The sequence below is a fragment of the Mesorhizobium sp. M0040 genome (assembly GCF_040323505.1).
Classification (GTDB): domain Bacteria; phylum Pseudomonadota; class Alphaproteobacteria; order Rhizobiales; family Rhizobiaceae; genus Mesorhizobium.
Window position 1 is genome coordinate 155,631 of record NZ_JAMYVA010000002.1, and the last position, 20,626, is coordinate 176,256.

A 20,626-nucleotide genomic window follows, 5' to 3' on the forward strand; every position below is an offset into this window, starting at 1 on the left:
TCTAAGTCAAGTACAACACCTGCACCATAGGCGAACGGTGGCAGGACCCCGCTGCCCGGAGCCACCAGCGCTGACAGCGACTAACAGGGGGCTCACAACACATAACGGGCGATTCTCGTCCTGCGGGCGTAAGTTTTCGGCAGCACCGAGCACCCCCCAGGAGAGACCCATGAATACGACCAAGACTCCCGAACTAATCGATCAGGACCGCCGCCTCCTTTTGAGCACGGCCGCAATGGGCATTGCCGCCGTAGGTACTGCCAGCCTGCTCCCATCGGTCGCCGCAGCCGCGGGCGATGCGATCCGGCCCTTCAAGGTCAGCTTTCCTCAGGAGGAAATCGACGAGCTTAGCCGACGCGTTGCCGCGACCCGCTGGCCGGACCAGGAGAATGTGGCCGACGACACCCAGGGCGTGCAGCTCGCCACAATGCAGAAGCTCGCGAAGTACTGGGCGACGGATTACGACTGGCGCAAGATGGAGACCCGGCTCCATGCCCTGCCGCAGTTCATCACCGAGATCGACGGGCTGGACATCCACTTCATCCATGTCCGCTCCAGGCATGAGAATGCCTTGCCGATCATTGTCACGCATGGCTGGCCTGGCTCGATCATAGAGCAGTTGAAGGTCATCGAGCCACTCACCAATCCAACTGCATACGGCGGGACCGAGGCGGATGCGTTCCACGTGGTGATCCCGTCCTTGCCGGGCTATGGGTTCTCCGGCAAGCCGACGGCACCTGGCTGGATCCCTGCCCGCATCGCCAAGGCGTGGGCTACGCTGATGCAGCGTCTCGACTACACGAAATACGTCGCACAGGGCGGCGACTGGGGCAACGCCGTGTCGGAGACGATGGCGCTGCAAGAGCCTCCGGGCTTGCTCGGCATCCACACCAACATGGCTGCCACCGTGCCCGCCGACATCTCGAAGGCGCTTGCCGCCGGCGGCCCGGCGCCCGCCGGCCTCTCGCCCGACGAGAAGCGGGCCTACGACCAGCTCGACGACTTCTACAAGAACGGGCTGGGCTACGCGATCGAGATGAACAATCGCCCGCAGACGCTCTACGGCGTCGTCGACTCGCCGGTCGGTCTCGCAGCCTGGATGCTCGACCACGACATCCGCAGCTACGAGCTGATCGCACGCGTCTTCGACGGGCAGGCGGAAGGGCTGACGAAGGACGATATCCTGGACAATGTCACGATGTACTGGCTGACCAACACCGCGATCTCCTCGGCGCGTCTTTACTGGGACAACGCGCACCACCCGACGGGAGGCTTCTTCGACCCCAGGGGCATCAAGATCCCGGTCGCTGTGAGCGCCTTCCCGGACGAGATCTACCAGGCGCCGCAGAGCTGGGCTGAAAAGGCGTATCCGAAGCTTATCCATTACAACCGGCCCCTCAAGGGCGGCCATTTCGCAGCCTGGGAGCAGCCCGCAGCCTTCACCGCCGAACTCCGGACGGCATTTCGTCCGCTGCGCCAGCAAATCTGAACCCCCACAGGGTTCTGCTTGCAGTCACGCCTGCTCGACTGCCCAAGGCAACCCGATTGAACCCGGGACAAAGGAGAACGTCATGTCAGCAATCGCGCAATCTTCCGTATCGCACGAACCCATCACGAAGATGGCAGCCCCCGTCGAGGACCATGAAATCGTCGATTCAAGCTTTACGGCTATCATCAACGCGCCGATCGAGAAGATCGACATTCCCAACTGGTGCTTCGCGCTGTCGGAACATGAATATCAGGGGTGTTCGCCCGCCCACATAGCGGCGGGTTTCACGACGACGCCGGATGGCAAGCGCATGTCGATCAATGTCGAGATCATCGGCGGCAGCCTGATGGTGCAACATTATGTCGAGACGCTCGGCCGCAAGGATCACCTCATCCTGGAATCGGTTTCAGACCTCTTCACGCCTACGGGCCGCACCACGATCCATGTGCATTGGGAGCTGAGCGTCAAGGCTATCGACAGTCGCCGATGTGAGTTTACCAACCACGTCCGGTCCTGGGCCACGAAGGAATTCATGGCTTTCTTCGAGCGCCAGGGCATCCCGTTCGAGGTGCTTCGGTCACAGCGCCAGCCCATGTCGATCGCTCACAACAAGGGCGAGACGCCGCTTTTTGCGGCCAGCATCGAACGAGCCGCGCTCAGGAACTGAGCGGCAGCATCTGGCCTGTGATCTAGCCGCTCCATGGAGGAGGCACAATGACGAGGCACGCACATGACCGGGAGGTCACCGCACTTCTGGTGATCGATCCGTACAACGACTTCATTTCCGACGGGGGCAAGATATGGCCCCGCATCCGGGCTGTCGCAGAGGCGAACGGCTGCGTGCCTCACATGCTGCAAGTCCTGAATGCCGCGCGTCAAGCTAAGCTTCGCGTCTTCTATGCAATGCATCATCGATACCGTCCGGGCGACTATGAGACATGGACTTACGTCGCGCCCGTCCAGAAGAGAGCATGGAAGAGCAAGAGCTTTGAATACGGCACCTGGGGCGGCGAGATTCGGTCCGAGTTCGAGCCCAAGCCAGGCGAGACTGTCGCCACCGAACATTGGTGTTCCAGTGGGTTCGCCAATACGGATCTGGATCTGCAGCTGAAAAGGCACGGAATCCAGAAACTCATTGTCATCGGACTGATCGCACACACCTGCGTCGAAGCGACCGTTCGCTTCGCCGCCGAGCTCGGCTACGACGTAACCGTGGTGAGGGACGCGACGGCAGACTACTCCGATGAGGAGATGCACGCGGCTCTCGACGTCAACATGCCGAACTACGCCAGCGCGATTGTCACGACAGACGAAATCATCGACTCGATTTCTGCCGTCCAGACCTCGGCCGCCGAGGCGTAGTGATGATCGATCTCACACGCGAGGGAATGGCCAACCGTGCGCATCTCACTCTTCACACCGGCGGACCGTTTCCGTGCGCTCGACGCGTCAAAATACGTCGAAGAGAACTTGGCTCTCGCCGACATCCAGCAGAGAGATCGAGAACAGGCTCGGTCATTAGTGGCAACGATCGGGCAGGACCAGGTCCCACCCAACTGGAAAGAAAACGACCATGTCAGACATCGCAACGGCCCGTCAGGGCGAAAAGACCTCCGACACCGCAAGCGCACGTCCCGTCGACCTGAAGTTCGAGGTTGTCGTTATTCCGGTCGCAGACGTCGACCGCTCCAAGCAGTTCTACGAGGGCCTCGGCTGGCGGCTCGATGCCGACTTCGCGGTCGGCGACACGTTCCGGGTTGTGCAGTTCACGCCTCCGGGCTCACCTGGCTCGATCCACTTCGGCAAGGGTGTCACCTCGGCCGCGCCGGGGTCGACACAGGGTCTCTATCTCATCGTGTCCGACATCGTGGCGGCGCGCGCCGAGCTCATCGCTCATGGTGCAGATGTGAGCGAAGTGTTCCACCGTGCCGGTCCGGGACAGCCTGCTGTCAATGGTCGGGACCCGGAGGGACGCAGCTACGTCTCCTTTGCAACGTTCACCGATCCCGACGGGAACGGCTGGCTGCTCCAGGAGATCACCACCCGGTTTCCGGGCCGGATCGACTCGAAGGCGACGAGCTTCGCCTCCGAGGGCGACCTGGCCGCCGCAATGCGGCGCGCGTCGGTCGCCCACGGAGAGCACGAGAAGCGGACCGGCGGCCAGCGCGACGAGAACTGGCCGGACTGGTACGCCGAATACATGGTGGCCGAGCAGTCTGGCGAGGAACTGCCGCAGTAGGACGAGCTTCCAGACGGCGGCACACTGCCGCCGTATTCGTCCGCGGCCTGCGGAGATCGTGGCGACCTGACGGCCTTTATCGGAGGAAATCATGAGTACCGCAGCCATCCCCACTCAGCGCGAACCTGAACTTCTTGGCCAGACCGTCGTCGTCATCGGCGGTAGCGCCGGCATCGGTCTGGAGACCGCCCGGCGTGCCCGCGCCGAAGGCGCCCGCGTCATCCTCACCGGACGCAATCGCGACCGCCTCGATCAAGCAGCGCGCGAGATTAGCGCTGAGGGCACCGCCGCCTTCGACGCCAACGATGCGACCCAGCTGAAGTCGTTCTTTCAAGATCTGCCGGACTTGATCGACCATGTGATGGTTACTGCCGGCGCTCCCCATTATCGCTCACCCCTCGAAATTCCTCCCGAGGAGGCACGACACGATCTCACGGACCACCTATTGCTCGCGCTCAATGTGGCACGCAGCGCCGCCGGCAAGGTCGGGTCGGCCGGCTCACTGATATTCATGGGCGGCACGGGCGCACGCCGCCCAAAACCAGGCCTCGCGATCGTCTCGACGGTTACCGTCGCGTTCCCCGCGCTCATCGCCAATCTCGCGCTCGAGCTCGCGCCGATACGCGTCAACCTGATCGCCGCAGGCTTCGTCGACACGCCACTGTCGGCGTCGCTGCTCGGCGACAACCTCGACAAGCGGCGCGACGAACTGCGCGCGACGCTGCCAATCCGACGTGTCGTCGGACCGGCCGATGTCGCCGCGCTCGCCGTTCACATCATGAGCAACACGGCGCTGACGGGCGCGACATACGACGTCGACGGCGGCCAGCAGCTCGTCTCGTGACTATGCAGGAACAAAGCACATTGCCTCATCACAAAGAGACATCACCATGAACACGATCAGTGTTTGCGACAAAATCGATGAGCGCCGCCGTCGCCTGATCGGTGCAGCCGCAATGGGCGTGACGCTTGCCGAACTCGGCATGACCGCGACAGCGAAGGCGGCACCCAGCGGAGTCGACCAGACGACGGCGTCTGCGATGCACACGGCAAAGAACTCGTTCGGCGCACCCAGGCAGATCGATGCCGGTGTCCTTAATGTCGGCTATGCAGAGGCCGGCCCTGCCGACGGTCCGCCCGTTATCCTTCTCCATGGCTGGCCTTACGACATCCACACATATGTCGACGTTGCGCCCATTCTGGCGGCGAAAGGCCGCCGCGTGATCGTGCCCTACCTGCGCGGATACGGCACGACGCGGTTCTTGTCGGACGAGACGATGCGCAATGGTCAGCAGTCGGCCATCGCTGCCGACATCGTCGCGCTGATGGATGCGCTGGGTATCGAGAAGGCGACGATTGCCGGCTGCGACTGGGGCGCTCGGACGGCGAACATCATCGCCGCCCTGTGGCCGGAACGCTGCAAGGCGATGGTCTCGGTGAGCGGCTATCTCATCGGCAACCAGCAAGCCGGCAAACTGCCGCTGCCGCCGAAGGCCGAGCTGCAATGGTGGTACCAATATTACTTCGCTACCGATCGCGGCCGTGTCGGCTACGAGAAATATACGCGCGATTTCGCCAGGCTGATTTGGCAGCTCGCCTCGCCGCAATGGAATTTCGATGAGCCCACGTTCGAGCGGAGTGCTGCGGCCTTCGACAATCCGGATCACGTCGCGATCGTCATCCACAATTATCGCTGGCGGCTCGGCCTGGCAGAAGGCGAGGCGCAATATGATTCACTGGAGCAGCGGCTTGCTCAGGCACCCGTCATCTCCGTGCCCACGATGACGCTCGAGGGCGACGCCAATGGCGCGCCGCATCCGGACGCCAGCGCTTACGCCAAGATGTTTTCAGGCAGATATAGCCACCGGGTAGTCATGGGCGGCATTGGACACAACCTACCCCAGGAAGCGCCAGAGGCCTTTGCCGACGCCGTTATCGAGGTCGACGCGTGATCGAGTTCGCGGCGCCGCTCCTCCGGCAGGTACTACAGCCACCAAAAGAATGCCTATGAACCTGATCGCAAGGGTTGTTTATACGGCCAGGATCACAACCACAGGTGGCCGCGAGGATGGCGCCTCGCGCAGCTCTGATGGCCTTCTGGACATCAGGCTTTCCACACCCGGATCGGCGCGCATCGGCACCAACCCGGAGCAACTGGTTGCAGCCGGCTGGTCGGCCAGCTTCGCAAGCGCGGTTGCGTCTGTGGCTCACGAACAAAAAATTACGCTGCCGGCCGGAGTGAGAATCGATGCCGAGGTTGATCTGAACCTCGGGGACGACGGCTACTCTCTCAGCACTCGGCTCAACGTCAGCCTGCCTGGCGTGGAGTACAATACCGCACGAGCCCTGATCGACGAGGCGCACGACATTTGTCCGTACTCGAAAGCGACGCGCGGCAACGTTCAAATTGCGATCAACCTGCTCTGAGTGGATTGCATCGATCGTTGAAGCAATTGGCATGGCCAGGGTTACATTTTGGATCATCCTTCTCGCCAAGGTCTACAAAAACCTGCCACGGCATCGCACCTGTCAGAGCGCATCCAGCACAAATACGGTCAGGATGACAGGAGGGGTATCCCTCCGGTCACCGTGATAATCCCTTCTGAGCGCGAAATGTCCGCTCTGGGTCATGAGCTGTCACTGGTGGCGTCTGCACACACGTGCGGCAAAGTCCGCCTCAACGTAAGCATCAAATCCAAAGGCGGGCGCCGATACGAGCAAGCCGACGCTCGGCAAAACCAGCAGGAGCCGTGAGCAATCCCGCCCCTGTGCTTTCGATCAGCTCAGAAGATCGAGTTTGTGATCGATTTTATCGGGCCGAGCAGGATCGATCCTTCCGGCACGCCGGCGTCGATCGGAATGGCTTTGCGGTTTGCTGTCGCCACCATCGGCTGACCGATGTCGGCCGTCACCACGACCGGGGTCTTGTTCGGCACACGGTCGTAGAGGTCGATGATGTCCTGGTTCATCAGGCGAACACAGCCCGACGACACCGATTTGCCGATCGACCGCCATTCCGGCGAACCGTGCAAGCGGTAGAGCGTGTCCTGGTTGCCCTGGAAGAGATAGAGCGCCCGCGCGCCAAGCGGGTTCTTGAGCCCACCGGGCATGCCGCCATTCTCGGCGCTGTAGGGTCTCAACTCCGGCTGCCGCGCTATCATGTCGTCCGGCGGCGTCCATTTCGGCCATTTCTGCTTCCATTGGACCACCGCATCGCCCGACCATTCGAAGCCGGCGCGGCCGAGGCCGACCCCATAGCGGATCGCCTGGCCGCCCGGGCGCACCAGATAGAGGAAGTGATTGGTGGTGTCGACGACGATAGTGCCCGGCTGCTGCCCGGTCGGATCGTCAACGATCTGGCGCAGGAACTGCGGGTCGATCTTGTCGACCGGTATGGCCGGCAGCTCGAAGCCGCCATCCGACATCGGCCCATACATCGTCACATAGTCGCCGAGCGCCGGCTCGACATAGGTCGGCGGCGGCGGCTCGACCGGTTGTTGCGACAGCGTGGTGCAACTGGAGACCGCGACCGAGGCGGCGCCAAGGGCTGCTGCGTTGAGAAAACCGCGACGGCTCAGGCGAAAAGAGGACGATGGGGATATGAACATGATGCCTTTTTTAAGTCTCAAATCGCAACAAAGCATAAATGCGTCCTGTTGCGCGCGGTTGCCCGAGCAATGCCCGGCGCGATAGGCGGTTCCAATTCTGGCCGCAGGGTGGACAAACAAAGGCAAAGCTGTGACTGGATCGTCACTGTTGCGCCGACGCAACATTTCCGGTGTCACCCCCCGGCGACCAGACCTTCAAGGGACGGCAGGATCAGGACCGGTGGAAAATCCCGGTATTCCTCTGGCTGATTGGCGCGGTTGATCCACACCGTCCTGAAGCCGAATTTGGTGGCGCCGGCGACGTCCCAGCGGTTGGATGACTGGAAAGAGACAGCGCCCGGATAGAGGCGCCAGCCCGTGGTGACCATGTCGTAGACCGACGGATCGGTCTTGAAGCGCCTGACGCTGTCGACAGAAAAGACGTCGTCCAGGACCTGGTCGAGCGCGGCGGACTTGACGGCCGCTTGCAGCATCTCAGGCGAACCGTTGGACAGGATCGCCAGCCTTGCCCCCGATGCCTTGAGCGCCTTGAGCACGGCCGGCACCTCCGGATAGCAGTCCAGCCGCCAATAGGCCTCAAGCAGCTTCGCCCTCAGCCCGGCATCCGCGGATGGAACCTTGCGCAGGGCGAAGTCGAGGGCCTGCTCGGTGAGCTGCCAGAAATCGGCATAGGCCCCCATCAGCGTCCTGACCCAGGAATATTCCAGCTGCTTGGCGCGCCAGATATCGGACAGCAACTGGCCGTCCGGCCCGATCTGGTCGGCGTGACGGCGCACGGCCGCATGCACGTCGAACAGCGTGCCATAGGCGTCGAAAACGTAAGCCGCGAACTGCATTCGACAGTTTTGAGGCCGCGTAAGGCAAGGCGCAAGCGCTGATTGCAGTCCGCCAGCCCGCTGGCCTCAACAAATCTCAGCCAAGCCGGTTGACGGCGGCCGCCAAAGCATCTTCCAATGCGCCGCAACAAGCATCGAACGGAACCTGGCAATGACACTGGCGACTGCGGCGCAATCCGCGACATGGACCTTCGTCGACGGCGACTGGTACGAGGGCAATGTTGCCATTCTAGGGCCGCGCAGCCACGCCATGTGGCTCGGCACCAGCGTGTTCGACGGCGCCCGCTGGTTCGAGGGCGTCGCCCCCGATCTCGATCGCCATGCAGCAAGGGTAAACGCCTCGGCGATCGCGCTCGGCCTGAAGCCGACGATGAGCACCGACAAGATCGTCGGGCTGACCTGGGACGGGCTGAAGAAGTTCGACGGCAAGACGGCAGTCTACATCAGGCCGATGTATTGGGCCGAGCATGGCGGCTATATGGGCGTGCCGGCCGACCCGGCCTCGACGCGTTTTTGCCTTTGCCTCTATGAATCGCCGATGATCTCGCCGGCGGGTTTTTCGGTTACGGTGTCGCCGTTCCGGCGCCCGACCATCGAAACCATGCCGACCAACGCCAAGGCTGGCTGCCTTTATCCCAACAACGGCCGTGCCATCCTCGAAGCCAAGATGCGCGGCTTCGACAATGCGCTCGTGCTCGATATGCTGGGCAATGTCGCCGAGACCGGGACCTCGAATATTTTCCTGGTCAAGGACGGCCATGTCTTGACGCCGGCGCCGAACGGCACCTTCCTGTCCGGCATTACCCGCGCGCGCACCATGGCCCTGCTAGGCGAATACGGCTTCACGACGACGGAAAAGACGCTGTCGATCCGCGATTTCCTGGAGGCAGACGAAATCTTCTCGACCGGAAACCACTCGAAAGTCGTGCCGGTCACCCGTATCGAGGATCGCAATCTGCAACCCGGACCGGTCGCCAAGAAGGCGCGCGAACTCTATTGGGAATGGGCGCATTCGACTTCGCCCGGCTGACCCGCTAAAAAGCGGCCGGCGCTTCGTTTCCGGAGTTGTTCCAGACCAATCCAGTCCTATGTTAGTCCGGTATCGACACCGGATTTTTCCACGAGGGAGTACGACCGATGGCTTTTGAATTGCCCGCCTTGCCCTATGATTACGAGGCCTTGCAGCCTTACATGTCCAAGGAAACGCTGGAATATCACCACGACAAGCACCACAAGGCCTATGTCGACAACGGCAACAAGCTGGCCGCCGAGGCGGGCATGGGCGATTTGTCGGTCGAAGAGGCCGTCAAACAGTCCTTCGGCAAGAATGCGGGCCTCTTCAACAATGCCGCCCAGCACTACAATCACATCCATTTCTGGAAATGGATGAAGAAGGGCGGCGGCGGCAACAAGCTGCCCGGCGCATTGCAAAAGGCGGTCGACAGCGACCTTGGCGGCTACGACAAGTTCAAGGCCGACTTCATCGCCGCCGGCACCACCCAGTTCGGTTCGGGCTGGGCCTGGGTCTCGGTCAAGGACGGCAAGCTGGCGATCTCGAAGACGCCGAACGGCGAGAACCCGCTCGTCCATGGCGCGACGCCGATCCTCGGCGTCGATGTCTGGGAACACTCCTACTACATCGATTATCGCAATGCCCGGCCGAAATATCTCGAAGCCTTCGTCGACAGTCTCATCAACTGGGACTATGTGCTCGAGCTCTACGAAAAGGCCTGATCCGTTCCAGAAAAGCCCCGGCAGAACCGGGGCTTTTCTTTTTCAGCATCAGAACGACAGCTGCAAAATTTCACGCAAGCGTGAGGCGAAGCGTCGGAATTTTTAAGCCATCCTTGCCGTTTGTAATCGGGGTGGGACCGCATCCTGAATTTGCCTTCAACATGGAGCCAAGTGAATGAGAAAGCTTATCCTCGCCACCTCGATGCTCGCCTTCGCTGGTTCGGCGGCATTTGCCGACCCGGTAGCCGACCGGCAGGCCCTGATGAAGGAACGTGGCAAGATCGCCGCCGGATTGTCGAAAGTGGTCAAGGGCGAGACGCCCTACGACGCCGCTTCGGTGCTGACGGCGTTGCAGGCACTGCAGGTCAATGCCGAGAAATTCCATGCCGGCGTCGACACGCTTTTCCCGGCGGGCAGCGACACCGGCGACACCACGGCGTCCCCAAAAATCTGGCAGGACATGGCCGGCTTCAAGACGGCTGAAGGCAAGTACCTCGCCGACGTCAAGGCGGCGGTCGCCGCAGCACCTGCGGATGCCGACGCGTTGAAGGCGCAGTTCAACACCATCGGCGGCGGCTGCGGCAACTGTCATCAAAACTACAGGGTGAAAAAAGGCTGATAGCGGGCAATGCGCTTGCTGAAGAAACTTGTCGGCGCCGCCCTCGTTCTGGGCGGCGCGGCCGCGATTGCCAGCTGGTTCCTGTCGGCTCCGGTCAGGCTCGATGCCGCAACGCTGGCTGAGCTTGGTCCTGGCGACGCGGCCAGGGGCAAGCGCATCTTCTACGCCGGCGGCTGCACATCCTGTCATGCCAAGCCTGGCTCGCAAGGCGACGCCCGTCTTCAGCTGGCGGGCGGCCTTGAACTCAAGACGCCATTCGGCACCTTCGTGCCGCCGAACATATCGCAGGATACCAGGGACGGCATCGGCGCCTGGTCGGTCGAGGATCTTGCCAACGCCATGCTGAAGGGCGTGTCGCCGTCGGGCGAGCATCTCTATCCGGCATTTCCCTATACTTCCTACGCGCGCATGAAGCCGGCCGACATTGCCGATCTCTATGCATTCCTGAAGACGTTACCCGCGGTCGCCGGCAAGGCGCCCGCCAATTCGCTGGCATTTCCCTTCAACGTCCGACGCGGCCTTGGTCTGTGGAAATTGCTTTATTTGAAGGACCAGCCGGTCGTTTCCTTCGCCGACGGCACACCGGATCCGGTGTTGACAGGCCGCTATCTGGTCGAAGGCCCCGGCCATTGCGGCGAATGCCACACGCCGCGGGATCTTGCCGGCGGCACCAGCAAGAGCCAATGGCTGGCAGGGGCGGCCGCCGCCGAAGGCAGCGGCATTGTGCCGAACATCACGTCGGGCGAGGGCGGCATCGCGGACTGGTCCGAGGCCGACATCGCCAACTATCTCGAAACCGGCTTCACGCCGGATTTCGATACGGTCGGCGGCGCAATGGTCGACGTGCAGCGGAACATGGCCGTGCTGACCCCGGAGGACCGCTCGGCGATCGCCGCCTACCTGAAAGCCGTGCCGCCGCACCCCAACGGCTATCCGGCGCGCAAGAAGCCGTCGAGCTGACGGCCGTTGCGTCAGCGGTCGCCGAGAAAGTCGAAGCCGGTTTCGAAGAAGTGATTGTAGTCGCAGGTCATTTCCTCGCCAGGCGCAATGTCGCGCAAGGCATAGGTCTCCTCCGGCTGCGAGACGTCGCAATTCGGGTCGTCGGCATGGTTCATGTAGCGCGCATCGTCGGCCTCGAAGACGATGTAGTTCGGGTCGCGCCGGTCCGGATAGGCGTAGCGGTCGAGATAGGTTTTCACCGGCCCGGTTTCCCGCTCGTAGGCCGTCACCTCGATGCGCCGGTCGTATTTCGGGTCGAGTTTCCAGACCAGCGTGCCACGGGCAATGTGGTTCTTGGCAAAGACGCCGATGCCCTGGATGGGCGATTTGTCGAGATAGACATCGACGAGCAACATGGCAGATCCCTGGGTGATTGATTGTTGGCGCGGCTGTGAAAAGGCCGCGCACTGGGTAGCGCGCGGCCTTTGCAATTGCGAGCGGAAAATCAGCTGTGCCTGCCCATTATCCGAAGCCTCGTACGGCTCGTCGCCTGTCGAGACCTAGCGCGGTTGCAGCGCCAGCCGGATGCCTAAGGCGCAATAGATACCGCCGACAGCCTTGCCTTGCCATCTCAGCACCGTCGGGTTTCGGCGCAGGAATGCACCGAGGCCGCCCGCAGCCACGGCGAAAACCACCGTGCTGACGAGGCCCAACAGAACAAAGATGACGCCCAATATCGCCAGTTGAAGCATCACCGATCCGTTTTCAGGCCGCACGAACTGCGGAAGAAATGCGAGGAAGAAAAGCGCGGTCTTGGGATTGAGAACCTCGGTCAAAACAGCCTGCCGAAATGCTTTGGCAGCGGGGATCGCAAGTGCGCCGGCGGCCGGATGGGCAGGCGTTTTCTCGATGATCGCGCGAATGCCGAGATAAATGAGGTAGGCTGCGCCGATGTACTTCACGATGCTGAAAAGCGCCGCCGACGTGGCAATGATCGCCGAAATGCCGACGATCGCCATGAAGGTGTGAACCACGTCGCCGGCCGCGATCCCGGCGCCGGTCGCAATGCCCACCCTGGTTCCGGAACTGGTTGCCCGCGCCACCGTCAGAAGAGTGGCGGGACCCGGGATGAAGACAAAGCCAAGCACAACCGCGACATAAGCTATCAACGTGGCGAGATCGATCATTGGTGGGCTCCGCAACTCTCACCGCCAATGAAGCCACGTCGCGGAACGGAAGACAATGACCGCTCATCCGCCGATGTTCACGCCGCAAGCTCGGCCTTGCCCGTCACCTTGAGCGCGAAGGCATAGGTGAAGGCGATTTCCTCCAGTCTTGAAAACCGGCCGGAGGCGCCGGCATGGCCTGAATCCAGGTTGATCTTGAACAGCACCGGATTCCCACCTGTCTTGCGGTCGCGCAGCCGCGCCACCCATTTGGCCGGCTCCCAATAAGTGACGCGCGGGTCGGTCAGGCCGGCCAGCGCCAGGATCGGCGGATAGTCGAGTGCGGCGACATTGTCGTAGGGCGAGTAGGCGGCGATGGTCCGGTAATCCTCCGCTGACGCGATCGGATTGCCCCATTCCGGCCATTCCGGCGGCGTCAGCGGCAAGCTGGCGTCGAGCATGGTGGTGAGCACGTCGACGAAGGGAACCTCGGCGACGATGCCGCCGAAGCATTGCGGCGCCATGTTGGCGACCGCGCCCATCAGCATGCCGCCGGCCGAACCGCCTTGCGCAACGATGCGGTCATGCTGCGTATAGCGTTCGGCGACGAGGTGGTGGGCGGCAGCGACAAAATCGGTGAACGTGTTCATCTTGTTCGCCCGCTTGCCGTCGTCGTACCAGCCATAGCCCTTGTCCTTGCCGCCGCGAACATGGGCTATCGCGTAGACAAAGCCGCGGTCGACCAGCGAAAACAGATTGGTGTTGAACGCCGCGGGTACGGCTATGCCGTAAGATCCGTAGCCGTAAAGCAGGCAAGGCGCCGATCCGTCGAGCGGCGTGTCGCGGTGGTGGAGGAGCGAGATCGGCACCAGTTCGCCGTCGGCGGCAGGCGCCATCAGCCGGCGCGTGACGTAGTGCTCCGGGTCGTGGCCGGACGGCACTTCCTGGGTCTTGAGCAGCACCCGCTCGCGGGTGCGCATGTTGTAATCGAAGACCTGCGCCGGGGTCGTCATCGACGAATAGGAAAAGCGCATGATCTCGGTGTCGTATTCGTAGGAGCCGGACAGGCCGAGCGAGAAGGCTTCCTCGTCGAAGGAGATCAGGTGCTCCTCGCCGCTCTTGCGATCGCGTACGACGATGCGCGGCAGGCCTTCCTTGCGCTCGAGCCGGACCATGTGGTCCTTGAAGCCGATCACCGAAAGGATCAGCCGGCCCGCTTCGTGCGGCACCAGTTCCTGCCAATTGGCGCGCACCGGATCATGGGCCGGCGCCGTCATGATCTTGAAGTCCTTGGCGCCGTCGGCATTGGTGAGGATGAAGAAGATGTCGCCGCCTTCCTCGAGTTCGTACTGCAGGCCCGTCTGGCGCGCCGCAACCAGCTTCGGCTCTGCGAACGGATCGTTGGCGCTCATGATACGGTATTCCGAGGTCTCATGGTCGTTGATGCCGATCATGATCCACTCGTTGGAGCGCGTGCCGCCGACATCCATGAAAAAGCCGGGATCGGTCTCCTCGTAGATCAGCCGGTCGTTTTCTGGACCGTCGCCAAGCGCATGGAACAGCACTTTGGAAGGACGGTGGTTGGGGTCGAGGCGGGTGTAGAAAAAACCGTCATTGCCGGCATCCCACACACCGCCGCCGCCGGTGTCCGGGACCCTGTCCGCCAGATCGTTGCCGCCGGCCAGATCGCGGACGCGCAGCGTGTAGAATTCGGAACCCTTGTCGTCGAAGGCCCAGAGCAGCCTGCTGTGGTCGTCCGAATGATCGACGCCGCCCAGGCGGAAATAGGGCTTGCCCTCGGCCTCGGCATCGCCGTCGAGCAATATCTGCTTGTCGCCGCCGTCACGCACCGTGCGGAAATAACGCGGCTGCTGGCCGCCAAGCTTGAAGGAGGAGCCGTAGGCGTAAGGTCCGTCCTTCATCGGCACGGAAGAATCGTCTTCCTTGATGCGTCCCTTCATTTCCGCGAAAAGCTGCTTCTGCAGTTGGACCGTATCGGCCATCAGCGCGGCCTGGTAAGCATTCTCGGCTTCGAGGTGGGCGCGGATTTGGCCGTCGAGCAGGGATGGATCCCTGAACATCTCTTGCCAATTGGCGGCCCTCAGCCAGCCATAATCGTCCGTCCGCATTATGCCGTGATGCGTGTCGAAGATCGGCCGCTTCTCCGGCTGCGGCGGCGTGGCGGTCGGAAACACTGGGGTTCTGGTCATTGCGTCTCGCTGTGGAAGCTACTTGAATGGCGAATGAACACGCCGAGCAGCGCGGGTTCAAGGGCTATGATCTATTGTCGTGGTGGCTCGAGAGGACGGGCTGGAGGAGCGGATAACGAATATTTCTTGTCGGACTGCCGCGGTTCTCGCCGTCGCTGCGATGACCCTGCCAGTGCCGGTCAATCTCATGCAACTGCCTTCGCGGCTTGGCAAGTGGCCGATATGGCTGGGTCTACGGAAATACATTACCCCATTTCAATGACACAGCGCACCGCTCCGGCGACGGCTCGCGAGCAACAGTAACGCTTCGCAACCTATGATTTTACTGAATCCGCCGATCATCCAGGCTGTAATGCCGCCGGCAGGGTCAAGCATCGAACTCTATTTTACCGATGCCGTCCGTGTAATGGCGGCCTGACGCCGCATCAGTCGATGCTGGTCTGACCAGAAAGAACGGCGAAGTTACACTCTGCACGAAAGAGTGAAGCTGAATGAGGAATATTTGACTTGTGTCGCTGAATAGAGCCCAAGAAGCGAATTGACTTACTTGTCGCTCAGGCTCATTAAGATGCCGCGACGCGAATCGCGGAGGCTTTTTCCTGCACAAGTTCGCGCGATGCCCTACCTGCCAAAAATAGGGCGTAGACAGAAACAATTCTCGTTGGGACCTGAACGCCATGGATATTACCGAAACACCTTCCAGAAACAGCGACGCGCTGATCGAGCTCACCGCCGATGTGGTGGCCGCCTATGTCAGCAACAATCCCGTGCCGGTCGGCGAACTGCCGAACCTCATCGCCGATGTCCATGCCGCTCTCGGGCGCGTCGGCGGGGCCGCCGAGCAGCCGCCTGCGGACAAGCAGAAGCCGGCGGTAAATCCGAAGCGTTCGGTGCATGACGACTACATCGTCTGTCTCGAGGACGGCAAGAAGTTCAAGTCGCTCAAGCGTCACTTGATGACCCACTATGATCTGACGCCCGACCAGTATCGTGAAAAGTGGAACCTGGACCCGAGCTATCCGATGGTTGCGCCCAACTATGCGGCCGCCCGTTCGCAACTCGCCAAGAAGATGGGTCTCGGCCGCAAGCGCAAGGGACGCTGACAAGCGCTCTTCCGGTTTGACACTCAAACGGCGCCTGCGGGCGCCGTTTTCGCATTGTGGGGAGACCAAGCTCGGGCCGCCAGTTTTTCATACTGCCGGCAATTGCCGTCCGGTCAGGCGGTCTGCTTCAGCGCTGCCTCGGCGTCACGCTTGATGCGCTTGACCATCGAGCGAAGACCATTGGCGCGCTGCGGCGACAGGTGCTCGTCAAGTCCGAGCGCCTTCAATGTGGCCTCTGCGTCGGTCCTCTGGATTTCGCTGGCCGGCCGTCCCGAAAACAGCGCCAGCATGATGGCGACCAGGCCGCGCACGATATGCGCGTCGGAATCGCCCTTGAAGGTGATAACGGGGTCGACACCCCCGCCTTGCTCAGTGGTCAGCCAGACCTGGCTGACGCAGCCGGGCACCTTGTTGGCTTGTATGCGTTGCTCGTCGGGAAACGGCGGCAGCGCTTCACCCAGTTCAATCACATAGCGATAGCGGTCTTCCCACTCGTCGAGCAGGGAAAAGTCGTCGCGGATGGTCTGGATCGTCGTCGTCATTCCCCCGGATATAGTCATCCGGCGCTGCCACGTCACGGAAAAAGAGGAGAAACGCCGCAGGTGCCGAGAGCGAGAGCCTTGCGGTTTAGTGATGAATTCGGCCGAAACAGTCTCAGTTCTTCGCCGGCAAGTGCACTTTCGCCGGCAAATCGACTTTCGCCGGCAAGACGATTTCCCCGGGCACGCTGCCGGTGGTCGTCACTGTATCGGGTTCAGCGGCCTTGTCGTCCAGCATGGCGGCCGCGATCTTGGCGGTCTCCCTGGCCCGGGCGGTGATGGTGTGCATTGCCGATTTGCCGGTCTCGCAAACGTCCGGCTTGCGCTCGCAGATGCCGGCGATATCGCCGACGGCTTCGCGCGCCGCAAACAGCGCCTGGAGCGGCCCGACGCTTTCGCGGCCCGCATCATCGGCGCCGACACCCAGCGGCAGCGCCAGAAGCACCAGCGAAAACCAGAAAGCAGCTCTTATCAGAAAGCCCATCTGTCTGTCCTTTATGACGTCATGCATCCGAACCGCACGACCCTTGTACCGCGATACTGACACAGACGCGCCAAGGACGGCTTGTCCCGAAAGCAACAGTTTTCCTTAAATTTTAGGTAGATTCGAAACGAAGCGTTTTGAAGTTCATTTGCCTCGAACGGCTCAGATTTTATTCAGCAAATGATAACCATCCAACCTATTGTTTTTCATAATCATTTTCTTAATCGGCGACAGTTTGATGCCATCGGTCGTAGGTGCAGGCGCGGGCGGTGTGGCTAACGCTCCGTTTACTATGGCGGCAATTGCCCCGGTTTTTCCCCGCCGGTATCCCGATATTTGCAGCCTGCCGGGGGACGATCGGCCCAGCCTTATCCATTCCTTAAACGCTGGATGCGAGTTTCGGATCGACAAAAGCCGCCTGCAAAGCAGGGCCGTTCACGACCGGGTGCGTTGAGTTGAGTGCGATCAAGGCCAGATACGCCGAGTTGCCGGGCGCGATAGCCGCCGGTTGCGAACGGATGGTTCATCCGTCCGTGCTCGGCCAGAGCGATCGTCGCCGCCACAGCCGGTTCATTGGCGCCATGCTGGCGGCTCCTTTCTTCAGCGCGGGTGCAGCGGTGACGCTGGTCACGTCGGGCATGGGCGCGGCCGTGACCGTGGCTGCCATCTTTGCGGCGTTCGGCCTTTGCTGGTTCGCCGCCCTGCTGGTGGCTGCATCGGGCAAGATGACCCTGGCCGGCCAACTCGCCTTGGTCGTCGGCAGCGTTGCCCTCGGTGCCCTTATCGCTGCCGCCGGCGGTGTGGCCTCGCCGGTTGCCTTGCTTGCGGTAGCGCTGCCGTTTGAAGCCTGGTGGATCGGCCAGTCGCGCCGTGCCGTGATCTGGGGCGCCATATCGGCCTTTGTCGCAGTCTTGCTGCAGCCTTTAGCCGGTTCCGTCTTGCCGCTCGACCAGACCGAAATCGCCGCATGGCACTGGCTGGTACCACTGGCCTGGGCACTCACGCTCATTCCGCGTATCGCTCCGCTTCGTGCCACCGCCAGCACTCAGCTCGATCCGGCCGGCAGCCACCGGCTCGAAGACCTGATCGACGCCGTCGTGCTGCGAATCGCTGCGCATGGCGAGGTTCTGGACGTCTCGGCTAAGGCACGCACTATGCTGAGGCTGCCGCCTGAGCTGCTTTTCGGCACCGGACTTTTCGATCGCATCCATCTGTCCGACCGCGTCCCGTATCTCAGTGCGCTGGCCGATATGCGCGATGGCGCCCTGTCGCGCCGGCTCGACCTTCGCGTACGGCTGCCGCAGAGCAGCGGCGTGACGGCCGACAATTACCGGCCGTTCTCGCTCGAGATGATGCGCGCGCCGGGGCAGGAGACTGTCTTCACGCTTCTTCTGCGCGAGAACGACGAACTGGCCGGCCTGCGCCAGGAGCTTGCCGCTGCCAATGAGGCGGCTGCCTCCGCCGAGGTGGCGAAAGGACGCTTCCTTGCCGTCGTCAGCCATGAGTTGCGCACCCCGCTCAATGCCATCATCGGCTTTTCCGACATGTTGCTGCACGAGATGTTCGGCAGCTTCAAGGATCCGCGCCAGAAGGAATATGTCGGGCTGGTCAGGGATTCGGGCCAGCACCTGCTTGCCGTCGTCACCTCGATACTCGACGTATCGCGGATCGAATCGGGCGCCTACGCGACCGAACCGGAACCGTTCCGCTTCCGCGAAGCGGTCGAGATGTGCCAATCGATGATGCGCCTGCAAGCCGAGGCAAAGGCCATCGATCTGCAGGCCCAGATCGCGCCGGACGCAGGCGAAATAAATGCCGACCGTCGCGCCGTGCAGCAGATCCTGATCAATCTCGTCTCTAACGCGATCAAGTTCACGCCCGAAGGCGGCAATGTCGTCATCGGCGCCAAGCGCATCGGCTCGCGGCTGCATTTCTGGGTCCGGGATACTGGCATCGGCATCGCCGAGGAAGACTTCGTCAATCTCGGCAAGCCGTTCATGCAGATCCAGAACGACTATACCCGCCGTTTCGAAGGCACAGGCCTCGGGCTCTCGCTGGTGAAGGGGCTGGTGGCGCTGCACGAGGGCACAATGTCGATCGAAAGCATGCCGGGCGAGGGCACCACGGTGACGATCAGCCTTCCTGTGAACGGGCCGACAGGCCGTTCGACGGAGAAGACCGGCGTGGTGCCGATGTCCGCAGCCAGAGCCAGAGCGGACGGTGGCAAAGGGGAGAGCAATGGGTCGCTCCGCAAAACAGCCTAAGGCGGTGAAGCGCCGCGGCAATGCCTTCGAGCACGGAGCGATGGCTCTGGGCAGCCTGATCTCGCGCAATCCTGTTGTGGTCGGCGGCTCCACCGCGTTCCTGGTGACGCTGTTCTACGTCTCGGCGAACGCGCTTTGGTACCAGCCCTTTCCGCATGCCGGCGCGTTTTTCGCCACCAGGAGCATCGAGCGCTTTCCCCGGGCGGACAGCGACGAGCCCGAAACCACCATCAATATCGTGCGTCCGGCCGCTGCGCCGATCAAGAGCGACCCGGTCGTCGAGCAGGTCCAGGGCATATTGAAGGATCTCGATTTCTATTCCGGCACCGTCGACGGGATTCCCGGACCGAATACGCGCAAGGCCATCCAGGCCTATCAGCAGAAGGTCGGATTGAATGCCTCCGGCGAGATCGACAGCGTCCTGCTGGATCAACTGGGCGCCACGCCCAAGACCGCGGCCGTGGTGCCGCATCCGGTGCCGCGGCCGGTCGAAACGGCCGCTGTTCCAGCCGCCATTCCGGTGTCCGCACCGGCAAATGCGACGGCGCCGGATCCCCGCATCGTCAAGATCCAGGCCGGACTGAAAGCGTTCGGCAATGACGACATGCAATTGGATGGCGTCGTCGGCGCGCGCACCAAGGCCGCGATCAAGGAATTCCAGGCGCTGTTCGGCCTGCCGGAGACCGGCGAGCCAGACGAGATCGTCTACGTCAAAATGCGCGAGATCGGCTTGACCAACTGAGGGTCGAAACCCAGTCTCCCGGTCTATTTAAGCCATTGCTCCGGGTCACGCATTCCGTGGACTATCGCCACGGCTAACACGCCGTAGGGCATAGGCTCATAAATCACGATGTAGCGTCCCTCGACCAGAATGCGGGCGGTGGCGCTCAATTCCGGTCGAGCTGCGCCCATTTTGGCGTGCTCGCAAGCCAATTCCAGCCTGTCGAAAATGCGTCCGATCAGCTTGTCAGCCGCCTTCTCGTTATCGATGGCAATGTGGTGCCAAATATAAATATCTCGCAAATCCTGAGAAGCTCGGGGGGTGAGCCGGTATTCAGCCACGGGCTGCGCGTTCGGCTTTCAGAGCGCGTAAGAAAGCCGTGCGATCCACGTGCTGGCCCTCGCCGCTTGCCATCCCTTCGTCATACGCCCTTTTGAGACGTTCCAGTTCAAGAGTGCGGAATTCCTCGCGCTGCTCCCATAGACGTAGTGCTTCCCTGACTATTTCACTGTTGGAAGCATAGTCTCCGCTGTTCACGGCGTCTTGTAGACGGGCGGCCTGCTTGGGCGTAAGCGACACAGTAAGAGTGCGCATGGGTTGGGCTTTCATACCGGACGCTATAGCATTTTTCATAGGGGCTAACAAGATTTGTTAGGTCTTGGGGTAGATCGTCGC

At 61.9% G+C, this 20,626-nt stretch carries 23 protein-coding genes; 14 read left to right on the top strand and 9 right to left on the bottom strand.

What is annotated here, in order from left to right:
- Positions 1-169: 169 nt before the first annotated feature.
- The 7 genes from NKJ91_RS02315 to NKJ91_RS02345 all read left to right on the top strand — a co-directional run bounded on the left by NKJ91_RS02315 (position 170) and on the right by NKJ91_RS02345 (position 6,155).
- Positions 170-1,489, top strand: coding sequence for an epoxide hydrolase family protein (locus NKJ91_RS02315; RefSeq protein ID WP_502898526.1), 1,320 nt, complete (start codon positions 170-172; stop codon positions 1,487-1,489).
- A gap of 130 nt (positions 1,490-1,619) precedes the next feature.
- Positions 1,620-2,156: a hypothetical protein gene (locus NKJ91_RS02320; RefSeq protein ID WP_352454421.1), complete on the top strand. Its 537-nt coding sequence runs from the start codon at positions 1,620-1,622 to the stop codon at positions 2,154-2,156.
- A 47-nt stretch (positions 2,157-2,203) separates the two neighbouring features.
- Positions 2,204-2,851, top strand: coding sequence for a cysteine hydrolase family protein (locus NKJ91_RS02325; RefSeq protein WP_352454300.1), 648 nt, complete (start codon positions 2,204-2,206; stop codon positions 2,849-2,851).
- A 220-nt stretch (positions 2,852-3,071) separates the two neighbouring features.
- Positions 3,072-3,728 (top strand): VOC family protein, encoded by a 657-nt coding sequence (locus NKJ91_RS02330; protein WP_502897060.1) that lies wholly within the window; start codon positions 3,072-3,074, stop codon positions 3,726-3,728.
- Between the two features lie 91 nt (positions 3,729-3,819).
- Complete coding sequence (locus NKJ91_RS02335; RefSeq protein WP_352454302.1) at positions 3,820-4,572, top strand: SDR family oxidoreductase; 753 nt, start codon at positions 3,820-3,822, stop codon at positions 4,570-4,572.
- 46 nt (positions 4,573-4,618) lie between these two features.
- Complete coding sequence (locus NKJ91_RS02340; protein ID WP_352454303.1) at positions 4,619-5,680, top strand: alpha/beta fold hydrolase; 1,062 nt, start codon at positions 4,619-4,621, stop codon at positions 5,678-5,680.
- Between the two features lie 55 nt (positions 5,681-5,735).
- The gene (locus NKJ91_RS02345) at positions 5,736-6,155 is read left to right on the top strand and encodes an Ohr family peroxiredoxin (protein ID WP_352454304.1); all 420 of its coding nucleotides are present in this window, start codon (positions 5,736-5,738) and stop codon (positions 6,153-6,155) included.
- Between the two features lie 356 nt (positions 6,156-6,511).
- Here the strand turns inward: NKJ91_RS02345 and NKJ91_RS02350 are convergent, their stop codons facing one another.
- Both NKJ91_RS02350 and NKJ91_RS02355 read right to left on the bottom strand, forming a co-directional pair.
- Complete coding sequence (locus tag NKJ91_RS02350; protein ID WP_352454305.1) at positions 6,512-7,336, bottom strand: L,D-transpeptidase; 825 nt, start codon at positions 7,334-7,336, stop codon at positions 6,512-6,514.
- Between the two features lie 173 nt (positions 7,337-7,509).
- Positions 7,510-8,172, bottom strand: coding sequence for a haloacid dehalogenase type II (locus NKJ91_RS02355; protein WP_352454306.1), 663 nt, complete (start codon positions 8,170-8,172; stop codon positions 7,510-7,512).
- A gap of 151 nt (positions 8,173-8,323) precedes the next feature.
- Between NKJ91_RS02355 and NKJ91_RS02360 the strand changes: the two genes are divergently transcribed.
- From NKJ91_RS02360 to NKJ91_RS02375, 4 genes are all read left to right on the top strand, one after another.
- Positions 8,324-9,202 carry a branched-chain amino acid aminotransferase gene (locus NKJ91_RS02360; protein WP_292658468.1) on the top strand — a complete coding sequence of 293 codons (879 nt, stop codon included), beginning with the start codon at positions 8,324-8,326 and terminating at the stop codon, positions 9,200-9,202.
- Positions 9,203-9,309: 107 nt separating this feature from the next.
- Positions 9,310-9,906 (top strand): superoxide dismutase, encoded by a 597-nt coding sequence (locus tag NKJ91_RS02365; RefSeq protein ID WP_023677850.1) that lies wholly within the window; start codon positions 9,310-9,312, stop codon positions 9,904-9,906.
- Positions 9,907-10,081: 175 nt separating this feature from the next.
- Positions 10,082-10,525, top strand: a complete 444-nt coding sequence (locus tag NKJ91_RS02370) for a c-type cytochrome (RefSeq protein WP_352454307.1) — start codon at positions 10,082-10,084, stop codon at positions 10,523-10,525.
- 9 nt (positions 10,526-10,534) lie between these two features.
- Entirely contained in the window at positions 10,535-11,485 is a 951-nt protein-coding gene (locus NKJ91_RS02375) for a cytochrome c (RefSeq protein WP_352454308.1), read from the top strand.
- Between the two features lie 11 nt (positions 11,486-11,496).
- Here the strand turns inward: NKJ91_RS02375 and NKJ91_RS02380 are convergent, their stop codons facing one another.
- The 3 genes from NKJ91_RS02380 to NKJ91_RS02390 all read right to left on the bottom strand — a co-directional run bounded on the left by NKJ91_RS02380 (position 11,497) and on the right by NKJ91_RS02390 (position 14,840).
- Entirely contained in the window at positions 11,497-11,880 is a 384-nt protein-coding gene (locus NKJ91_RS02380; protein WP_352454309.1) for an SET domain-containing protein, read from the bottom strand.
- A gap of 144 nt (positions 11,881-12,024) precedes the next feature.
- A complete protein-coding gene (locus NKJ91_RS02385) occupies positions 12,025-12,651 on the bottom strand; it encodes a LysE family translocator (RefSeq protein ID WP_352454310.1) in 627 nt (208 codons plus the stop codon).
- A gap of 77 nt (positions 12,652-12,728) precedes the next feature.
- A complete protein-coding gene (locus NKJ91_RS02390) occupies positions 12,729-14,840 on the bottom strand; it encodes a S9 family peptidase (RefSeq protein ID WP_352454311.1) in 2,112 nt (703 codons plus the stop codon).
- A 677-nt stretch (positions 14,841-15,517) separates the two neighbouring features.
- On the opposite strand from NKJ91_RS02390, the gene NKJ91_RS02395 reads away from it, so the two are divergent.
- Positions 15,518-15,943 (top strand): Ros/MucR family transcriptional regulator, encoded by a 426-nt coding sequence (locus NKJ91_RS02395; protein ID WP_352454312.1) that lies wholly within the window; start codon positions 15,518-15,520, stop codon positions 15,941-15,943.
- Between the two features lie 113 nt (positions 15,944-16,056).
- Here NKJ91_RS02395 and NKJ91_RS02400 read toward each other — a convergent pair whose 3' ends face one another.
- Together NKJ91_RS02400 and NKJ91_RS02405 are read right to left on the bottom strand one after the other, a co-directional pair.
- Positions 16,057-16,485: a SufE family protein gene (locus tag NKJ91_RS02400; RefSeq protein WP_023677843.1), complete on the bottom strand. Its 429-nt coding sequence runs from the start codon at positions 16,483-16,485 to the stop codon at positions 16,057-16,059.
- Between the two features lie 112 nt (positions 16,486-16,597).
- On the bottom strand, positions 16,598-16,966 hold the full coding sequence (locus NKJ91_RS02405) for a DUF5330 domain-containing protein (RefSeq protein WP_352454313.1): 369 nt from the start codon (positions 16,964-16,966) through the stop codon (positions 16,598-16,600).
- Positions 16,967-17,484: 518 nt separating this feature from the next.
- Between NKJ91_RS02405 and NKJ91_RS02410 the strand changes: the two genes are divergently transcribed.
- Together NKJ91_RS02410 and NKJ91_RS02415 are read left to right on the top strand one after the other, a co-directional pair.
- Entirely contained in the window at positions 17,485-19,230 is a 1,746-nt protein-coding gene (locus NKJ91_RS02410) for an ATP-binding protein (RefSeq protein WP_352454422.1), read from the top strand.
- Positions 19,205-19,972, top strand: a complete 768-nt coding sequence (locus tag NKJ91_RS02415) for a peptidoglycan-binding domain-containing protein (RefSeq protein ID WP_352454314.1) — start codon at positions 19,205-19,207, stop codon at positions 19,970-19,972. The genes NKJ91_RS02410 and NKJ91_RS02415 overlap by 26 nt, the downstream gene beginning before the upstream one ends.
- Before the next feature lie 23 nt (positions 19,973-19,995).
- On the opposite strand, the gene NKJ91_RS02420 is transcribed toward NKJ91_RS02415, so the two are convergent.
- The gene (locus NKJ91_RS02420) at positions 19,996-20,292 is read right to left on the bottom strand and encodes a type II toxin-antitoxin system RelE/ParE family toxin (RefSeq protein ID WP_352454315.1); all 297 of its coding nucleotides are present in this window, start codon (positions 20,290-20,292) and stop codon (positions 19,996-19,998) included.
- The gene (locus tag NKJ91_RS02425; RefSeq protein ID WP_023677838.1) at positions 20,285-20,545 is read right to left on the bottom strand and encodes a type II toxin-antitoxin system ParD family antitoxin; all 261 of its coding nucleotides are present in this window, start codon (positions 20,543-20,545) and stop codon (positions 20,285-20,287) included. Before NKJ91_RS02425 ends, NKJ91_RS02420 begins: the two co-directional genes overlap by 8 nt.
- Positions 20,546-20,626: the final 81 nt, after the last annotated feature.

Coding starts and splice junctions, on each gene's coding strand:
- NKJ91_RS02315 (WP_502898526.1), top strand. CDS start 170: ATGAATACGACCAAGACTCCCGAACTAATCGATCAGGACCGCCGCCTC.
- NKJ91_RS02320 (WP_352454421.1), top strand. CDS start 1,620: ATGGCAGCCCCCGTCGAGGACCATGAAATCGTCGATTCAAGCTTTACG.
- NKJ91_RS02325 (WP_352454300.1), top strand. CDS start 2,204: ATGACGAGGCACGCACATGACCGGGAGGTCACCGCACTTCTGGTGATC.
- NKJ91_RS02335 (WP_352454302.1), top strand. CDS start 3,820: ATGAGTACCGCAGCCATCCCCACTCAGCGCGAACCTGAACTTCTTGGC.
- NKJ91_RS02340 (WP_352454303.1), top strand. CDS start 4,619: ATGAACACGATCAGTGTTTGCGACAAAATCGATGAGCGCCGCCGTCGC.
- NKJ91_RS02345 (WP_352454304.1), top strand. CDS start 5,736: ATGAACCTGATCGCAAGGGTTGTTTATACGGCCAGGATCACAACCACA.
- NKJ91_RS02350 (WP_352454305.1), bottom strand. CDS start 7,336: ATGTTCATATCCCCATCGTCCTCTTTTCGCCTGAGCCGTCGCGGTTTT.
- NKJ91_RS02355 (WP_352454306.1), bottom strand. CDS start 8,172: ATGCAGTTCGCGGCTTACGTTTTCGACGCCTATGGCACGCTGTTCGAC.
- NKJ91_RS02360 (WP_292658468.1), top strand. CDS start 8,324: ATGACACTGGCGACTGCGGCGCAATCCGCGACATGGACCTTCGTCGAC.
- NKJ91_RS02365 (WP_023677850.1), top strand. CDS start 9,310: ATGGCTTTTGAATTGCCCGCCTTGCCCTATGATTACGAGGCCTTGCAG.
- NKJ91_RS02370 (WP_352454307.1), top strand. CDS start 10,082: ATGAGAAAGCTTATCCTCGCCACCTCGATGCTCGCCTTCGCTGGTTCG.
- NKJ91_RS02375 (WP_352454308.1), top strand. CDS start 10,535: ATGCGCTTGCTGAAGAAACTTGTCGGCGCCGCCCTCGTTCTGGGCGGC.
- NKJ91_RS02380 (WP_352454309.1), bottom strand. CDS start 11,880: ATGTTGCTCGTCGATGTCTATCTCGACAAATCGCCCATCCAGGGCATC.
- NKJ91_RS02385 (WP_352454310.1), bottom strand. CDS start 12,651: ATGATCGATCTCGCCACGTTGATAGCTTATGTCGCGGTTGTGCTTGGC.
- NKJ91_RS02390 (WP_352454311.1), bottom strand. CDS start 14,840: ATGACCAGAACCCCAGTGTTTCCGACCGCCACGCCGCCGCAGCCGGAG.
- NKJ91_RS02395 (WP_352454312.1), top strand. CDS start 15,518: ATGGATATTACCGAAACACCTTCCAGAAACAGCGACGCGCTGATCGAG.
- NKJ91_RS02400 (WP_023677843.1), bottom strand. CDS start 16,485: ATGACGACGACGATCCAGACCATCCGCGACGACTTTTCCCTGCTCGAC.
- NKJ91_RS02405 (WP_352454313.1), bottom strand. CDS start 16,966: ATGGGCTTTCTGATAAGAGCTGCTTTCTGGTTTTCGCTGGTGCTTCTG.
- NKJ91_RS02410 (WP_352454422.1), top strand. CDS start 17,485: ATGGTTCATCCGTCCGTGCTCGGCCAGAGCGATCGTCGCCGCCACAGC.
- NKJ91_RS02415 (WP_352454314.1), top strand. CDS start 19,205: ATGGGTCGCTCCGCAAAACAGCCTAAGGCGGTGAAGCGCCGCGGCAAT.
- NKJ91_RS02425 (WP_023677838.1), bottom strand. CDS start 20,545: ATGCGCACTCTTACTGTGTCGCTTACGCCCAAGCAGGCCGCCCGTCTA.